The sequence below is a fragment of the Actinomycetes bacterium genome (assembly GCA_035506535.1).
Classification (GTDB): Bacteria; Actinomycetota; Actinomycetes; order DATJPE01; family DATJPE01; genus DATJPE01.
Window position 1 is genome coordinate 88382 of sequence record DATJPE010000029.1, and the last position, 13542, is coordinate 101923.

11 protein-coding genes and 1 tRNA gene are annotated in these 13542 nt (G+C 70.9%); 10 read left to right on the forward strand and 2 right to left on the reverse strand.

Annotation, left to right across the window (positions count from 1 at the left end; translation table 11 throughout):
- The first annotated feature begins 401 nt into the window (after positions 1 to 401).
- Positions 402 to 971 (forward strand): M48 family metallopeptidase, encoded by a 570-nt coding sequence (locus VMI11_03930; GenBank protein ID HTY71557.1) that lies wholly within the window; start codon positions 402 to 404, stop codon positions 969 to 971.
- On the opposite strand, the gene VMI11_03935 is transcribed toward VMI11_03930, so the two are convergent.
- Positions 950 to 2242, reverse strand: a complete 1293-nt coding sequence (locus VMI11_03935) for a zinc-dependent metalloprotease (GenBank protein HTY71558.1) — start codon at positions 2240 to 2242, stop codon at positions 950 to 952. The genes VMI11_03930 and VMI11_03935 overlap by 22 nt on opposite strands.
- A 118-nt stretch (positions 2243 to 2360) precedes the next feature.
- Here VMI11_03935 and VMI11_03940 point away from each other — a divergent pair, with 118 nt between their 5' ends.
- Genes VMI11_03940 through VMI11_03950 form a run of 3 tightly spaced genes read left to right on the forward strand, consistent with a single transcriptional unit; the run spans position 2361 to position 4086 of the window.
- Positions 2361 to 2786: a molybdenum cofactor biosynthesis protein MoaE gene (locus VMI11_03940; protein HTY71559.1), complete on the forward strand. Its 426-nt coding sequence runs from the start codon at positions 2361 to 2363 to the stop codon at positions 2784 to 2786.
- A 39-nt stretch (positions 2787 to 2825) separates the two neighbouring features.
- Positions 2826 to 3020, forward strand: coding sequence for a hypothetical protein (locus VMI11_03945; GenBank protein ID HTY71560.1), 195 nt, complete (start codon positions 2826 to 2828; stop codon positions 3018 to 3020).
- Between the two features lie 10 nt (positions 3021 to 3030).
- A complete protein-coding gene (locus tag VMI11_03950; protein HTY71561.1) occupies positions 3031 to 4086 on the forward strand; it encodes a PDZ domain-containing protein in 1056 nt (351 codons plus the stop codon).
- Between the two features lie 6 nt (positions 4087 to 4092).
- On the opposite strand, the gene VMI11_03955 is transcribed toward VMI11_03950, so the two are convergent.
- Positions 4093 to 4578, reverse strand: a complete 486-nt coding sequence (locus tag VMI11_03955; GenBank protein HTY71562.1) for a PPA1309 family protein — start codon at positions 4576 to 4578, stop codon at positions 4093 to 4095.
- 62 nt (positions 4579 to 4640) lie between these two features.
- On the opposite strand from VMI11_03955, the gene VMI11_03960 reads away from it, so the two are divergent.
- The 6 genes from VMI11_03960 (at position 4641) to VMI11_03985 (ending at position 13534) form a co-directional block, all read left to right on the forward strand.
- Positions 4641 to 7697 carry a UPF0182 family protein gene (locus VMI11_03960; GenBank protein HTY71563.1) on the forward strand — a complete coding sequence of 1019 codons (3057 nt, stop codon included), beginning with the start codon at positions 4641 to 4643 and terminating at the stop codon, positions 7695 to 7697.
- Positions 7698 to 7768: 71 nt separating this feature from the next.
- Positions 7769 to 7842 (forward strand) — tRNA-Met (locus tag VMI11_03965).
- A gap of 143 nt (positions 7843 to 7985) precedes the next feature.
- Positions 7986 to 8897 carry a LysR family transcriptional regulator gene (locus VMI11_03970; protein ID HTY71564.1) on the forward strand — a complete coding sequence of 304 codons (912 nt, stop codon included), beginning with the start codon at positions 7986 to 7988 and terminating at the stop codon, positions 8895 to 8897.
- Between the two features lie 181 nt (positions 8898 to 9078).
- Positions 9079 to 10377, forward strand: a complete 1299-nt coding sequence (locus tag VMI11_03975) for a multidrug effflux MFS transporter (GenBank protein ID HTY71565.1) — start codon at positions 9079 to 9081, stop codon at positions 10375 to 10377.
- Between the two features lie 38 nt (positions 10378 to 10415).
- Positions 10416 to 11738 carry an AarF/UbiB family protein gene (locus VMI11_03980; protein ID HTY71566.1) on the forward strand — a complete coding sequence of 441 codons (1323 nt, stop codon included), beginning with the start codon at positions 10416 to 10418 and terminating at the stop codon, positions 11736 to 11738.
- 116 nt (positions 11739 to 11854) lie between these two features.
- A complete protein-coding gene (locus VMI11_03985) occupies positions 11855 to 13534 on the forward strand; it encodes a formate--tetrahydrofolate ligase (protein HTY71567.1) in 1680 nt (559 codons plus the stop codon).
- Positions 13535 to 13542: the final 8 nt, after the last annotated feature.

A 13542-nucleotide genomic window follows, 5' to 3' on the forward strand; every position in this document is an offset into this window, starting at 1 on the left:
GCCTCGTGGGCGCGCGGGGCTCGCGTCGGCCGCGCGGCGGGCGACAGCGCGGCGAGCCTGTCGCAACCGAGGCCCCCGGGTCGCACGCCCCGACCGTCCGCCTTCCCCTTGCGGACGCCCGGGCCGAGTTATCCCGGGGGCCTCGATGGACGGCGACGGTAGGCGGGTCCGGCCCGGCAAGTCAACGCGGGCCGCCACCCGGCTGTGGACGAGGGTGTGGACGACGTGGGGACGGCGTGGCGTGGCGCTGTGGACAGACGGTGAACGTCGCTGTTGGTGCCGCCGCCGGAGCTCCTCCGGGCGGACAGTGACCTGCGGAGACGTCCTGCACCGGGTGTGGACGAAAAGAAGTCGGCCCCGCGGCGGGCCGCTGTCGGGTCGCGGCGTTAGCCTCGCCGGTCATGGACGAGGTCAGCCCACTCGAACCGACCGTGGAGGTGCGCCGCAGCGCCCGCCGGCGACGTACCGTCAGTGCCTACCGCCAGGACGGTCGCACCATCGTGTTGATCCCGGCCCGGATGTCGCGGGCCGAGGAGTCGCGCTGGGTGGCGACGATGCTGGAGCGCCTCGAGCGGCAGGAGCACCGGACGCGTCCCTCGGACCCGCAGCTGGCCGAGCGGGCCGAGCAGCTGAGCCGGCGTCACCTCGGCGGTCGAGCGCGACCGTCCTCGGTGCGCTGGGCACCTGACCAGCAGCGCCGGTGGGGTTCCTGCAGCGTCGAGTCGGGGGCGATCCGGATCTCGACCCGTCTGCAGGGCATGCCGGGATGGGTGCTCGACTACGTGCTCCTGCACGAGCTCGCCCACCTGCTCGAGGCGTCGCACTCCCCGGCCTTCTGGGCCCTGCTGAGCGAGGTCCCGCACCTCGACCGGGCGCAAGGGTTCCTCGACGGCGTCGGGTACGCGGAGGGGGCGGGCCTGGCGCTCGCGGACGTCGAGGGATCAGGCGATCAGGACTGCGGATCGGGCTGAGCCGTGCCCTCGGGGCCATCGCCGGGACCGTCGTCCAGCGCGGCGATGTCCCAGTCGGTCTCGGTTGCTCGGGCGAAGGCCTCCGGGTCGTCGAGGTCGGCGGGGCCGGGCAGCAGGTCGGGGTGCGCCCAGACCGCGTCCCGGCCGCCGACACCCTTCGCGTCCTCCAGCGCCGCCCACAGCCGGGCCGCCTCGCGGAGGCGACGCGGCCGCAGCTCGAGCCCGACCAGGGTCGCGAAGGTCTGCTCGGCCGGCCCGCCCGAGGCGCGGCGGCGCCGGATGGCCTCCTGGATCGCTCCGGCGGCGGCGATCGGACCAGCGGCGCGGGTGACCACGGTGTCCACCCAGCCCTCCACGAGGGCGAGGAGGGTCTCCAGGCGGGCCAGCGCCGCCTGCTGCGCGGGGGTGTCCTCCGGCTCGAAGACGCCCGACTCGAGTGCCCGTTGGATCGCGGCGGGGTCGCCGGGGTCGATGCCGCCGAAGAGCTCTTGCAGCCTCGAGGCGTCCACGTTGATCCCGGCCGCGTACTCCTCGATGGCCCCGAGGAGGCGAGCCTCCAGCCACGCGACGTGGCCGTACAGGCGGTGGTGAGCGGCTTCCCGCAGCGCGACGTAGAGCCGGACGTCGTCCTGGGGGACCGAGAGACCGGCACCGAAGGCGGTGATGTTGGCGGGCAGCAGGACGGCCACGCCCGCGGGGGCGAGGGGAAGCCCGATGTCGGTGCCGGACAGCACCTCCAGAGCGAGGTGCCCGAGTCCCTGGCCCACCTGACCGCCGAACATCGCCCCCCCGAGCTGGCGCAGCATGCCCAGCATCGGGCCGGCCATCGAGCGCATCTCCTCGGGCAGCGCCTCGGCACTGGCGGCGGACACCTTCTCCGCCACCGGCCCCACGATCCGGGCCCAGGTCGGCAGGGTCCCCTCGATCCACTCGGAGCGGCTCCAGGCACGGGCCGAGGTCGTGCCGGCCGGCAGGGTGGTCGTCGGGTCCAGCCAGACCTCGGCGAGCCGCGCGGACTCCTCGGCGGCACGCTGCTCGGCCTCGGCGACGCTTCGGTCGCCCTCCGCGGCGACGACCTGACGAGCAGTGTCTCGCGCGAGGTTCCAGTTCACCGGGCCGCCGTCGCCCGAGGAGAGTGCACGGCCCAGCTGCTGGAGCATCTCGCCGAGGTCGGCGGAGGAGGAGAACCCGAAGGGCAGCGGCCCGCCCTCCCCGGGACCGCCGGGCTCGTCGTCGCCCGGAGGGCGGAAGCCGAAGGGGAAGTCGCTCACGGGTGCTCCTGACCGTAGGGACGGACCTCCACCGTAGCCAGACCGACGCTCGCTCCTCTCGCTGTCACGGCCAGGTTCGCCGACGGCGCAGTGCCGGTGAGGACGTACGCTGCCTGTCGTGGCGACCACGACCCTGCTGGCCGAGGTTCGCCGGCAGCCGTTGGTGGTCGAGGAGGTGCTCGCGGCCGTGGCGGACCCCGCCGCCGGAGGGAACGCCGTGTTCGTGGGTACGGTCCGCGAGGAGGACGGCGGCCGACCGGTGGTCTCGCTGGAGTACAGCGCCCACCCGAGTGCGACCGAGGTGCTGCGGGCGCTGGTCACCGCGGCGTCGGGGCGGCCCGGCGTCCTCCGAGCGGCGGTGCTGCACCGGGTCGGCACCCTGGCGGTCGGGGACGTGGCGGTCGTCGCGGCCGTGTCCGCGGCCCATCGAGGGCCGGCGCTGGATGCCTGCGGCGAGCTGGTCGAGGCGGTCAAGCACGAGCTGCCGGTCTGGAAGCACCAGCGCTTCGCCGACGGCACCGAGGAATGGGTCGGGTCGTGCTGAGCGTCGGGCGGTCCGACGCCCTCGCCCTACCCTGGAGCCATGTCCGTGCTGCTCTGGCTGGGACCGCCGATCGTGGCGACCGTCCTGGCCTGGGTGGTGGTCATCCTCTGGCACCGGCCCCGTCCGCCGCTCACCACCGACGAGTCGATCGAGGCGCACCAGCGCTTCCGCCGCGCCATGGAGCGGGAGCTGCCGCGACGGCGCCGTCGCCAGGCGCGGCCCCCCGGGGCCTGAGCCGCCCCTGATGCCCTCGCGCGTCGCGACCCAGGTCGTCGCCTCCCTGTTCGTCGTCGCGTTGCTGCTCGCCGCGATGGTGCTTCCGGTGCCCTACGTCAGCCGCGCGCCCGGACCGGTCTACAACACCCTCGGGACGATCGCGGGCTCTCCGGTGATCACGATCAGTGGCGCGGCGACCTACCCGACGACCGGACGCCTGGACCTCACGACGGTGTCGGAGTCCGGTGGTCCGGGTCGACGGCAGCTTTCGCTGCTGCAGGCGATCCAGGGCTGGCTGTCCAGCTCGGTGGCGGTGATCCTCCAGCCGCTCGTCTACCCCCCCGGCACCAGCGGCCAGGAGGTGCAGCAGCAGGGCACCCTGGAGATGCAGGACAGCCAGGACACCGCCGAGATCGTCGCGTTGCGAGCTGCGGGGATCCCGGTGACGCCGACCGTCGTGGTGGACACCGTCGAGGCGGGCGGTCCGTCGGACGGCAAACTGAAAGAGGGCGACGTCTTCGTCAGCGTGAACGGGACACCGGTCAGCGGCGATGACGACCTGCGCGCCGACATCGCGAAGGTGCAGCCCGGCGACGTCGTCCACCTCGTGGTCAAGCGGGGCGGCCGGGAGGTCGCCGTCGACGTCACCACGGTGCCCTCGACGGACGACCCGACCCACCCGATGATCGGGGTCAGCCTGCGCCTGGGGTATGAGTCCCCCGCCACGGTGAACATCAAGCTGGGATCGGTCGTGGGCCCCTCGGCCGGGCTGATGTTCACGCTGGGCATCTACGACAAGCTGACCCCCGGCGAGCTCACCGGGGGCCTGCACCTGGCCGGGACCGGGACCATCGCGGCCGACGGTTCGGTGGGCCCGATCGGCGGCATCCAGCAGAAGATGCGAGCGGCCCGGGACGCGGGTGCCACCGCGTTCTTCGTCCCCGCGCAGAACTGCTCCGAAGCGCTCCCCGCGAAACCGTCCGGGCTGCGCCTGGTCAAGGTGTCGACCTTCGACCAGGCGCTCACCGCGGTCCGCGCGCTGGCATCAGGGAACCCGACGACCTCGAGCGTCCCGGGCTGCTGAGGCCGGTCAGTCGGCGAAGGTGGCGCCGAGCTGCTCGCTCAGCCCGGGCGCGATCTCGGCGCCGGTGAGGACGGAGTCCTCCTCGTCCGCGGATCGGAACCGGACGGCGCACATGTGGTCGCCGTCGCGCATGACGGCGACCACCAGCCGCAGCTCCTCCCCGCCGTCAGCCCCCGTGGCGAGGGTTCCCTGCGTGGACCCACCGGCCACGACCTGCTCGGTGACGAGCACCGCTCCCAGCACCCCCGGCGGCCAGGCGACGCGCGCGAGGGAGGCCTCGAGCGAGCCGTACCAGGGCAGCTCGCCCTGGTCGAGGGGGGTGAGGGGGCCGGCCAGGGCGGAGGGATCGAGCTCGGTGGCCAGCTGCGGCTCCCGGGCCAGCAGGTCCTCGGTCGACACGACGCCGAAGAGGTGCGGCGGCTGGTCCCACCCGGCGGCGGACGCGTGCCGCTCCACGTCGAGCACGACCTGGGTCAGCGAGGCGAGGGTCACCGAGACATTGTCGACGGCCCGTCGTTCGGGAGCAGAATCGAGCGCAGGTACGTTGGCACACCGTGACGTACGAGATGCCGTCGGAGGGCTCGGGGCCGAGCCGGGGTGCGGCGGGTGGCGCCGGGAACGGGCGTACACGCCGGCGCCGGCTGCGCCGCCGCGGGCCGCTGCTGCCGATCCTGGTCGTGCTGGCCGCGCTCGTCGTCGGGTTCCTCGTCTTCGTGCAGTACTACACGCAGTGGCTGTGGTACCGCTCGATCGACTTCAGCGGGGTCTTCGCCACCCGGCTGCGCACCGAGGTCGTGCTGTTCGTCATCTTCGGTGCGATCGCCGGCGGAACGGTCGTGCTCAACGCCTGGCTCGCCTATCGGTTCCGTCCCCCGTTTCGGGGGCTGTCCCCCGAGCAGCAGAGCCTGGAGCGCTACCGCGTCTCCCTCGAGCCGTACCGCAAGGTGGTCGTGCCCGTGCTGGGGGTGCTCATCGGTCTCATGGCCGGCTCCTCCGCCGCCTCGCAGTGGCGCGTCTGGCTGATGTTCCGCAACGCGGTGTCCTTCGGCGCGTCGGACCCGCAGTTCCACCTGGACGTCTCGTTCTTCTCCTTCCGGCTGCCGTTCTGGCGCTACCTGCTCGGCTTCTCGTTCACGATCGTGCTGCTCTCGCTGCTGGCGAGCGTGGTGGTCCACTACCTGTACGGGGGGATCAAGCTGCAGACACCGGGGGAGCGGATGACCCCGGCGGCGCGGGTCCACGTCTCGGTGCTCCTCGGCCTGTTCGTGCTGCTCAAGGCCGTCGGCTACTGGCTGGATCGCTTCAGCCTCGTCCTCGACCAGCACAAGCTCAGCGGGAACTCGAGCGCGTCGTTCACCGGGGCGGGGTACACGGCCGTCCAGGCGATCCTGCCGGCGAAGAACATCCTCGTCGGGGTCGCCCTGATCTGTGCCGTCCTGTTCTTCCTCAACGTCTGGCGCCGTGGCTGGCAGCTCCCCGCGTTGGGGCTGGGGCTCATGGTGTTCTCCGCCGTGGTCATCGGCGGCGTCTACCCCGCCTTCGTCCAGTACTTCAAGGTTCGTCCCAGCGAGCCGATCCGCGAGCAGCCGTACATCCAGCGCAACATCAACGCGACGCGGGCGGCGTACGGCCTCTCGGGCATCTCGGAGGGCAGCCCGGTCTCCCCCGACGTCGTCGCCACGCAGAAGACCGAGCAGGCCGCGGTCGCACTCGAGCCCACGGTCCGCCTGATCGACCCGGTCAAGGTGTGGGCCAGCTTCACGAACAAGCAGCAGAACCGCGCGTACTACAACTTCGCCGACCCGCTGGACGTCGACCGCTACCAGGTGGGCGCGGGCGGCGGCGAGCTGGTCTCGGTGGTCGCGGCGCGCGAGCTCGACCCGACCAAGATCCCGTCGAACAGCCAGAACTGGGCGAACCTGCACACCGTCTACACGCACGGCTTCGGTTTCGTCGCGGCCTATGGGAACACGGCCACGCCGCAGGGCACCCCCGCCTTCTACGAGCAGGACGTTCCCCCGACAGGTCCGCTGAACATCACGCAGCCCCGGATCTACTACGGCGAGGACAGCACGCAGTACTCCATCGTGGGGGCCAAGTCCGGGACCACCGGCGGGCAGGAGCTGGACTACGCCGACGAGAACGTGGCGGGGCAGCAGGTGAACTACACCTACACCGGCAAGGGTGGGGTGGCGGTCGGCTCGTTGTTCCGCAGGGTCGTCTATGCGGTGAAGTTCCGTGAGGGCAACATCTTGCTCTCGGACCTGGTCAACCCGTCCTCGAAGATCCTCTACGACCGGACCCCGCGGGAGATGGTCGCGAAGGCCGCACCGTGGCTGCGGCTGGACAGCGACCCGTATCCGGCCGTCGTGGACGGGCGCATCGTGTGGATCCTCGACGGCTACACGACCACGAACGGCTACCCCTACTCGGAGCGAGCCACGCTGAGCGACGTCACCCAGGACACCTTCACCCAGAGCGGGTCCTCGAGCACGGTGGTGGCGCAGCAGAACACCGCCAACTACATCCGGAACTCGGTCAAGGCGGTCGTCGACGCCTACGACGGGACCGTGACCCTCTACGAGTGGGACCGCTCCGACCCCGTCCTGAAGATGTGGGAGCACGCCTTCCCCGGCACGGTGAAGCCCTACGCGGACATCCCGGCTGACCTCATGGCCCACTTCCGCTACCCCGAGGACCTGTTCAAGATCCAGCGAGATGCCTGGGCGCGCTACCACGTGTCCGACGCCTCCTCCTTCTACACGGGGCAGGACTTCTGGTCGGTGCCGGAGGACCCCACGGTGGACAGCAACAACCCGCCGTCGCAGCCCCCGTACTACGTCCAGGTCCAGATGCCCGGCCAGACCGCCCCGGTCTTCTCGCTCACCACGACGTTCACGCCCCGCGGACGACAACAGGCGTCGGCGTTCATGGCCGTGGACTCCGAGCCGGGTCCGGACTACGGCAAGATCCGCGTCATCGAGTTCCCGACCGAGAGCAGCACACCGGGGCCCCAGCAGGTCCAGAACAACTTCGAGAGCGACAGCAACGTCTCGCAGGAGCTCGCGCTGCTGCGGACGAAGGGGTCCACCGTCTCCTTCGGCAACCTCCTCACCCTGCCCATGCAGTCGGGGTCGGTGAAGAGCCCGCTCGGCCTGCTGTACGTCGAGCCGGTCTACGTCCAGCGTGCGTCGGGGAGCTCCTCCTTCCCGCTGCTGCAGAAGGTCCTGGTCGCCTACGGGGAGCGCATCGGCTTCGACGACACCCTCGCCGCGGCCATCAACGACGCCTTCGCGAAGAGCCCGGCGACCAGCACCGGTCAAGGCGGCAGCGGGACGGGCCCGCCGGGCGCCACAGGGAGCGGCACCCAGAGCCAGAAGCTGGCGGCCGCCTTGGCTGACGCCCAGAAGGCGCTGGCTGCCGCACGGACCGCCTTGCAGAACCAGGACTTCACTTCCTACGGGGAGGCGCAGGCACGGCTCGCGAGGGACATTGCCGACGCGGTCGCCGCGCAGCAGGCGCTGGCCTCCCCCTCGCCCAGTGCCTCGTCGAGCAGCTCCTCCTCCGCCTCCTCCTCGAGCCCCGGGTCGAGCGCCGCACCCAGCGGGTAGCGCCCCATGAACCCAGCGGGGAGCTCGGAATTTGCCCGCGAGAGTGCGCTCACCTAGGCTGGTGGGACCGACGCGGGGTGGAGCAGCTCGGTAGCTCGCTGGGCTCATAACCCAGAGGTCGCAGGTTCAAATCCTGCCCCCGCTACGCTGAGGCCTTTGTGGCGCAGAGCCTCCAGAACTCCGGTTCTGGAGGCTCTGATCATGTGCCGCCCATGTGTGGGCGTGCATCGCGAAGAATGGAACTGGTGCGGTAGAAGTTCTCCACCCGGACACGCATCGGAGGCTGGCGTGGCGCTTGGCGGGCTAGACCTCAACCTGCTCCCTACGCTGCACGCGCTTCTCGAGACACGAAACGTCACGCGGGCCGGGGAGCGGCTTCATCTGAGTCAGCCGGCCACCAGTTCCGCCCTGTCGCGGCTGCGGAGACACTTCGACGACGAGCTGCTCGTGCGGGTCGGGCGCGAGATGCAGCTGACCCCGCTGGCCCAGACCCTGCTGCCGCTCGTCACAGAGGCTCTTGTGCAGGTCGAGCGCACCTTCGACGTACGCCTCGAGTTCGATGCCTCGACCTCGGATCGCCGTTTCCGTGTTCGCGCCTCGGACTACGCCACGTGCATGGTGAACGAACCGCTGCGCCGATTGCTGTCTCTCGAGGCTCCGGGTGTCTCCGTCCAGTTCACGCCCCAGTCTCCTGATCGGCTCGCGTCGGGGACGACGGACGCGGATCTCCTGGTCGCACCGGTCGGGTACGGAGTCACGGGTCCGCATGACGTCGTCCTGCGCGACCACTTCGTTGCCGTCGTTAGCAGGCAGCATGCTGCCCTGACGGCCGACTGTGACGTCGTGTCCTTGTTGGCGGACCTGCCGCACGCGGTGGGCACGTTCGGAGACGATGTTGTCACTCCGGCGGACCGGCTCATGGAGCAGCTCGACATCCCACGGAAGGTGGCGGCGACCGTACCCGGGCTCCTTGCCCTGCCGATGCTGGTCATCGGGACAGACCTCATCGCCCTCATCCCCAACCGCCTGGCCCGGCGGTTCGACCACCTCGACGAGCTGATGATCCTCGAGGTGCCAGGGTCGATGTCGACACCACTGGTGGAAGCCATCTTCTGGGATCCTTCGCGGACCGCGGACGCGGCCTTGCAATGGCTTCGGGGGATCTTCGTGCGCGCTTGCGAGAGGTTGGGCAGCGAGTGACGCGTCTCAGCATTCGGCGGTCGAGTGTCCAACCTGTCCCCGCGACGTTCTGACAGCCACCGGCCCGCCGCGCAGGCTTAGGCTGTGGTCAGGCTCGCTGCTCGAGGAGCGGGCGCGAGGTGCCTCCTTGTCCCCACCGGGCGATGAGCCAGGCGAGCTGGACCTGTCGTCTTGAGGTGCGATGAGCGAGCGTGGATTCGCGGGGTTTGGTGCCCGTGCCCGGCACACCAGGTCGTGGCGCGCACTGGATCTGGGCGCCCGCGGCCGACCTTCCTTCGCCGCGCTCGTCCTCGCCTGCGGGATCGGACCGGTGGCGCTGGACACCTACCTGCCGTCGATGCCGACGATGGAGGGGTCGCTCCACACCGGGGCCTCGACGATCCAGCTCACCGTCACCTGCTACATCGTCGGGATGGCCCTCGGCCAGCTCTTCTCCGGCGCGATCAGTGACGGAACGGGCCGGCGCGCCGCTCTGCTGGCGCCGGCCATCGTGTTCACCCTCGCCTCGGTCGTGGCCGCGAGCACACCCTCCGTCGATGTCCTGCTCGCGGTCCGCCTGGTGCAGGGAGCCGCGGCCGGCGCCGCGATCGTCGTGGGACGGGCGGTGGTGAGCGACGTCTATCGGGGGCCGGATCTGGCTGCGCGGCTCGGTACCGTGGCGGTGATCGTCCAGCTCGGTCCCGTCGTCGCCCCGGTCCTGGGCAGCGCCTTGCTGCGGGTGGCCACGTGGCGAGCGATCTTCTGGGGGATGGCGGGGGTCGGGGCCGTCCTGGCGACCGCGGTCGCCTTGCGCGTGCCGGAGACGCTGCCGGTCCGAGACCGGCACGGCCGTGGCGTCGGGCTGGCCGTCCTGCGGATGCGCACCCTCCTGTGCGACTGGTCGTACATCAAGCATGTCCTCATCGCCTGCGCCATGGTCTTCGGGTTCTTCGTGTACCTGGGGGGCTCCTCCTTCGTCCTGCACTCCGTCTACGGCGTGACGCCGAGCGAGTACGCGGTCATCTTCGGAGGGAACGCCGCTGCGATGGTGCTCGGCGCCCTCGTGTACCGACTGACGGTACGACGGCGGGGGCCCGTCGCTCTGCGACGAGCTGGTGTCAGTCTCGGCGCGGCCGCGGCGACCCTCCTTGTAGCAGCCGCGGCGGTTGGACCCGACCGGCTGCCCGGTGTCGGGCCGCCGTGGGCGCTGCTGGCCCTCATCGCGGCCTCGATGGGTCTGGTGGCCCCCGCCACGGCGACCCTGGCCCTGCAGGCGGGAAGCTACCTGAGGGGAACGGCGTCCTCCCTGCTCGGAGGACTCAGCCTGATCGCGGGCGCGCTGGCCACTCCGCTGACCGGATGGCTGGGATCGAGCAGCCTGCTGCCCATGTCCCTGCTCATGCTGGGCGGCTACCTGGTCAGCGTCGCGCTCATGCTCGGCGTCGACCGTGGGTCGCGGGGGACCGCACACGAGAACCAGCTCAGCTCACACGACCGATGACCGTGACCAGATGGATCCGTTCCGCACCGCGGGCTGATGTGCCACCGCTGCGGCAGCGATCGGCCACGCTTCGTTCCGCGCGGATCGCCGGCCTCGTCGCGGGGCTGGCCGCCCGCTCGTCGCTCACCGCCGTGCGCGGACGGTTCGACGACGACCCGGCCAGGCTGCGTCGACGGGCCCGTGCTCGAAACGCCGACGCCCTTCGCACGACGCTGGGCGGGATGAAGGGCGGGGCGCTGAAGGCCGGCCAGCTGCTCTCGACCGTCGACTCGCTGTTCCCGCCGGACCCCGACCGCACGTGGACCGAGGCGCTGACCGCTCTTCAGGAGACCAACGAGCCCCTGGACTGGGCGCAGGTGGAGCCGGTCCTGCGACGAGGGCTCGGCGCACGGTGGCGGGAGCTCCTGGACATCGATCCCGTGGCGGTGGCAGCGGCATCCCTCGGGCAGGTGCACCGCGGGGTCTGGCACGACGGTCAGCAGGTAGCCGTGAAGGTGCAGTACCCCTTCGCCACGGCGGCCCTCCTCGCCGACCTTCGCGCCCTGTCCGTGTCGCTCCGGCTCGCGGGGGTGGTCCTGCCCGGGCTGCTCGCCGCACCGGTCGTGGACGAGCTGCGACGCCGGGCGGGGGAGGAACTCGACTACGTGCACGAGGCGAGGGCCCAGCGCGAGGTCGCGGCGGCCTTCGCCGGGTCCACGGAGTACGCCGTTCCCGGTGTCGTGGCGGCCGCGGAGGGCGTACTGGTGAGCCAGTGGTTGCCGGGTCGCCCGCTCGTGACGGTCGCCGACGACACCCGGGACGAGAGGTGTCGTGTCGCCTCCCTCTATCAGCGCTTCGCGCTGCTGGCGCCGTCGCGCGCTGGATGGTTGCACGCCGATCCGCACCCCGGGAACTTCCGGGTCACCCCGGACGGCCGGCTCGGCGTGGTCGACTTCGGCGCCGTTGTCGCGATGCCCGACGGCCTGCCCCCGGCCTTCGGCCGACTCGTGCGTGCCTTCGCCGACGAGTCCGCCCCGGGTGACGCGCAGACGGCGCTGGTCGCGGCGGGACTGGTCAGGCCCGGCCGACGGGTCGACCTCGACAGCCTGCGTGCGGTCATGTCGCCATTCAGCGAACCCGCCCGCCACGACATGTTCGCCTTCTCGTCGTCGTGGTTGCGCTCGTGCTTCGCCCGAGACGACGCGTCACGGGACCCGGACTACACCGCGGCGATGGGGCTCACCCTGCCGGCGGAGCACCTCATGACCCAGCGGGTCTGGCTCGGGGTGATCGGGGTGCTCTGCCGCCTCGACGTCACCGTGCCGGTGCGCCCCGTGCTGGCCGAGCTGCTGCCCGGGTTCGACGGAACTGCAGCCCCATGATGAGCCCGGCCGTCGACGTCTGAGAGGCATCGATCCGGCAAGATCTGTCTCACCGCGATGCCGGCGAGCCGGGGCCGGCCTCCGAGGATCTGGCACGATGTCACAAGGGGAGCTCGATGAGTCCTTCGGCCCGCTCGGACATGGAGATCGCTCGAGCAGCCGAGCTCGAGCCGATCGGAGACGTCGCGTCGAAGCTCGGCATCCCCTCCGACGCGATCGACCTGCACGGGCGGTACAAGGCCAAGGTGAGCCTCGACTACCTCGGCGCGCTCCCGACCCGGGCGGACTCGAGCCTGATCCTGGTCACCGCCATGAGCCCGACACCGGCGGGCGAGGGCAAGACGACGACGACGGTCGGGCTCGGTGACGGTCTACGCAGGATCGGCAAGTCAGCGGTGATCTGCCTGCGGGAGCCGTCGTTGGGCCCGGTGTTCGGCGCGAAGGGCGGGGCGACGGGAGGCGGCCACGCGCAGGTCGTGCCCATGGAGGACATCAACCTGCACTTCACCGGCGACTTCAGCGCCATCCAGCTCGCCAACAACCTGCTCGCCGCCCTGCTCGACAACCACATCCATCACGGAAACGAGCTGGGTATCGATGTACGTCGCATCACGTGGAAGCGAGTCCTCGACCTCAGCGACCGCGCCCTGCGACACGTCACGGTCGGCTTGGGCGGGCCGGCCAACGGCTTCCCGCGCGAGGACGGCTTCGACATCGTCGTCGCGAGCGAGGTCATGGCGATCTTCTGCCTCGCGACCTCCCTCGATGATCTCAAGCGCCGCTTGGGCAACATCGTCGTGGGCTACACCCGTCAGAAGGAGGCCGTCACCGCGCGCGACCTCAAGGCTGAGGGTTCGATGGCGGTCCTGCTCAAGGATGCTTTTCGCCCCAACCTCGTGCAGACGCTCGAGGGCACGCCTGCGCTCGTGCACGGCGGGCCTTTCGCCAATATCGCCCACGGCTGCAACTCCGTGGTCGCCACGGCGTCCGCGCTCAAGCTCGCCGACTACGTCGTCACCGAGGCCGGCTTCGGTGCCGACCTCGGTGCGGAGAAGTTCGTCGACATCACGTGCCGGCAGTCAGGGCTGCGTCCCCGGGCGGCCGTCGTCGTCGCGACCCTCCGCGCGCTCAAGCACCACGGCGGTGTCGCGCTCGCGGACATGGGAGCGGAGAACCTGGACGCCATCCGCATCGGGTTCGCCAATCTTGAACGCCACCTCGCCAACGTCACGAACGTCTTCGGCCTGCGTGCCGTGGTCGGCATCAACCGTTTCGAAGGGGACACAGAGGCCGAGCTCGGCCTCCTCGAGGGACTCGTTCGAAGGGCGGGTTCGACCGCGGTGGTGGCCACCCATGTCGCCGATGGCGGCGCCGGTGCGACCGCCCTCGCCGAGGCAGTGGTGGAGGCGTGTGCGAACCCCGCCGAGATGAGGTTCAGCTATGTCGACGACATGTCGCTCTGGGACAAGATGAGCGACGTGGCGACCCGCGTCTACGGCGCGTCGAGCGTCACCGCGACGCGGGCCGTCAGGGCCAGGATCCAGGAGCTGGAGAACTCGGGGTACCGCGAGCTCCCGATCTGCGTCGCCAAGACGCAGTACTCCTTCTCGACCGACCCCACGTTGCTGGGCGCACCCGAGGGTCACATGGTGGACGTGCGCGAAGTCCGTCTCTGTGCCGGCGCCGAGTTCGTGGTCTTCGTCTGCGGTGACACCATGACGATGCCCGGGCTGCCCAAGTCTCCTGCATCCGCGCGCATCGACCTCGTCGACGGCAAGATCGTCGGCCTCAGCTGATCACCTCC

Coding starts and splice junctions, on each gene's coding strand:
- VMI11_03985 (HTY71567.1), top strand. CDS start 11,855: ATGAGTCCTTCGGCCCGCTCGGACATGGAGATCGCTCGAGCAGCCGAG.
- VMI11_03930 (HTY71557.1), top strand. CDS start 402: ATGGACGAGGTCAGCCCACTCGAACCGACCGTGGAGGTGCGCCGCAGC.
- VMI11_03950 (HTY71561.1), top strand. CDS start 3,031: ATGCCCTCGCGCGTCGCGACCCAGGTCGTCGCCTCCCTGTTCGTCGTC.
- VMI11_03975 (HTY71565.1), top strand. CDS start 9,079: ATGAGCGAGCGTGGATTCGCGGGGTTTGGTGCCCGTGCCCGGCACACC.
- VMI11_03945 (HTY71560.1), top strand. CDS start 2,826: ATGTCCGTGCTGCTCTGGCTGGGACCGCCGATCGTGGCGACCGTCCTG.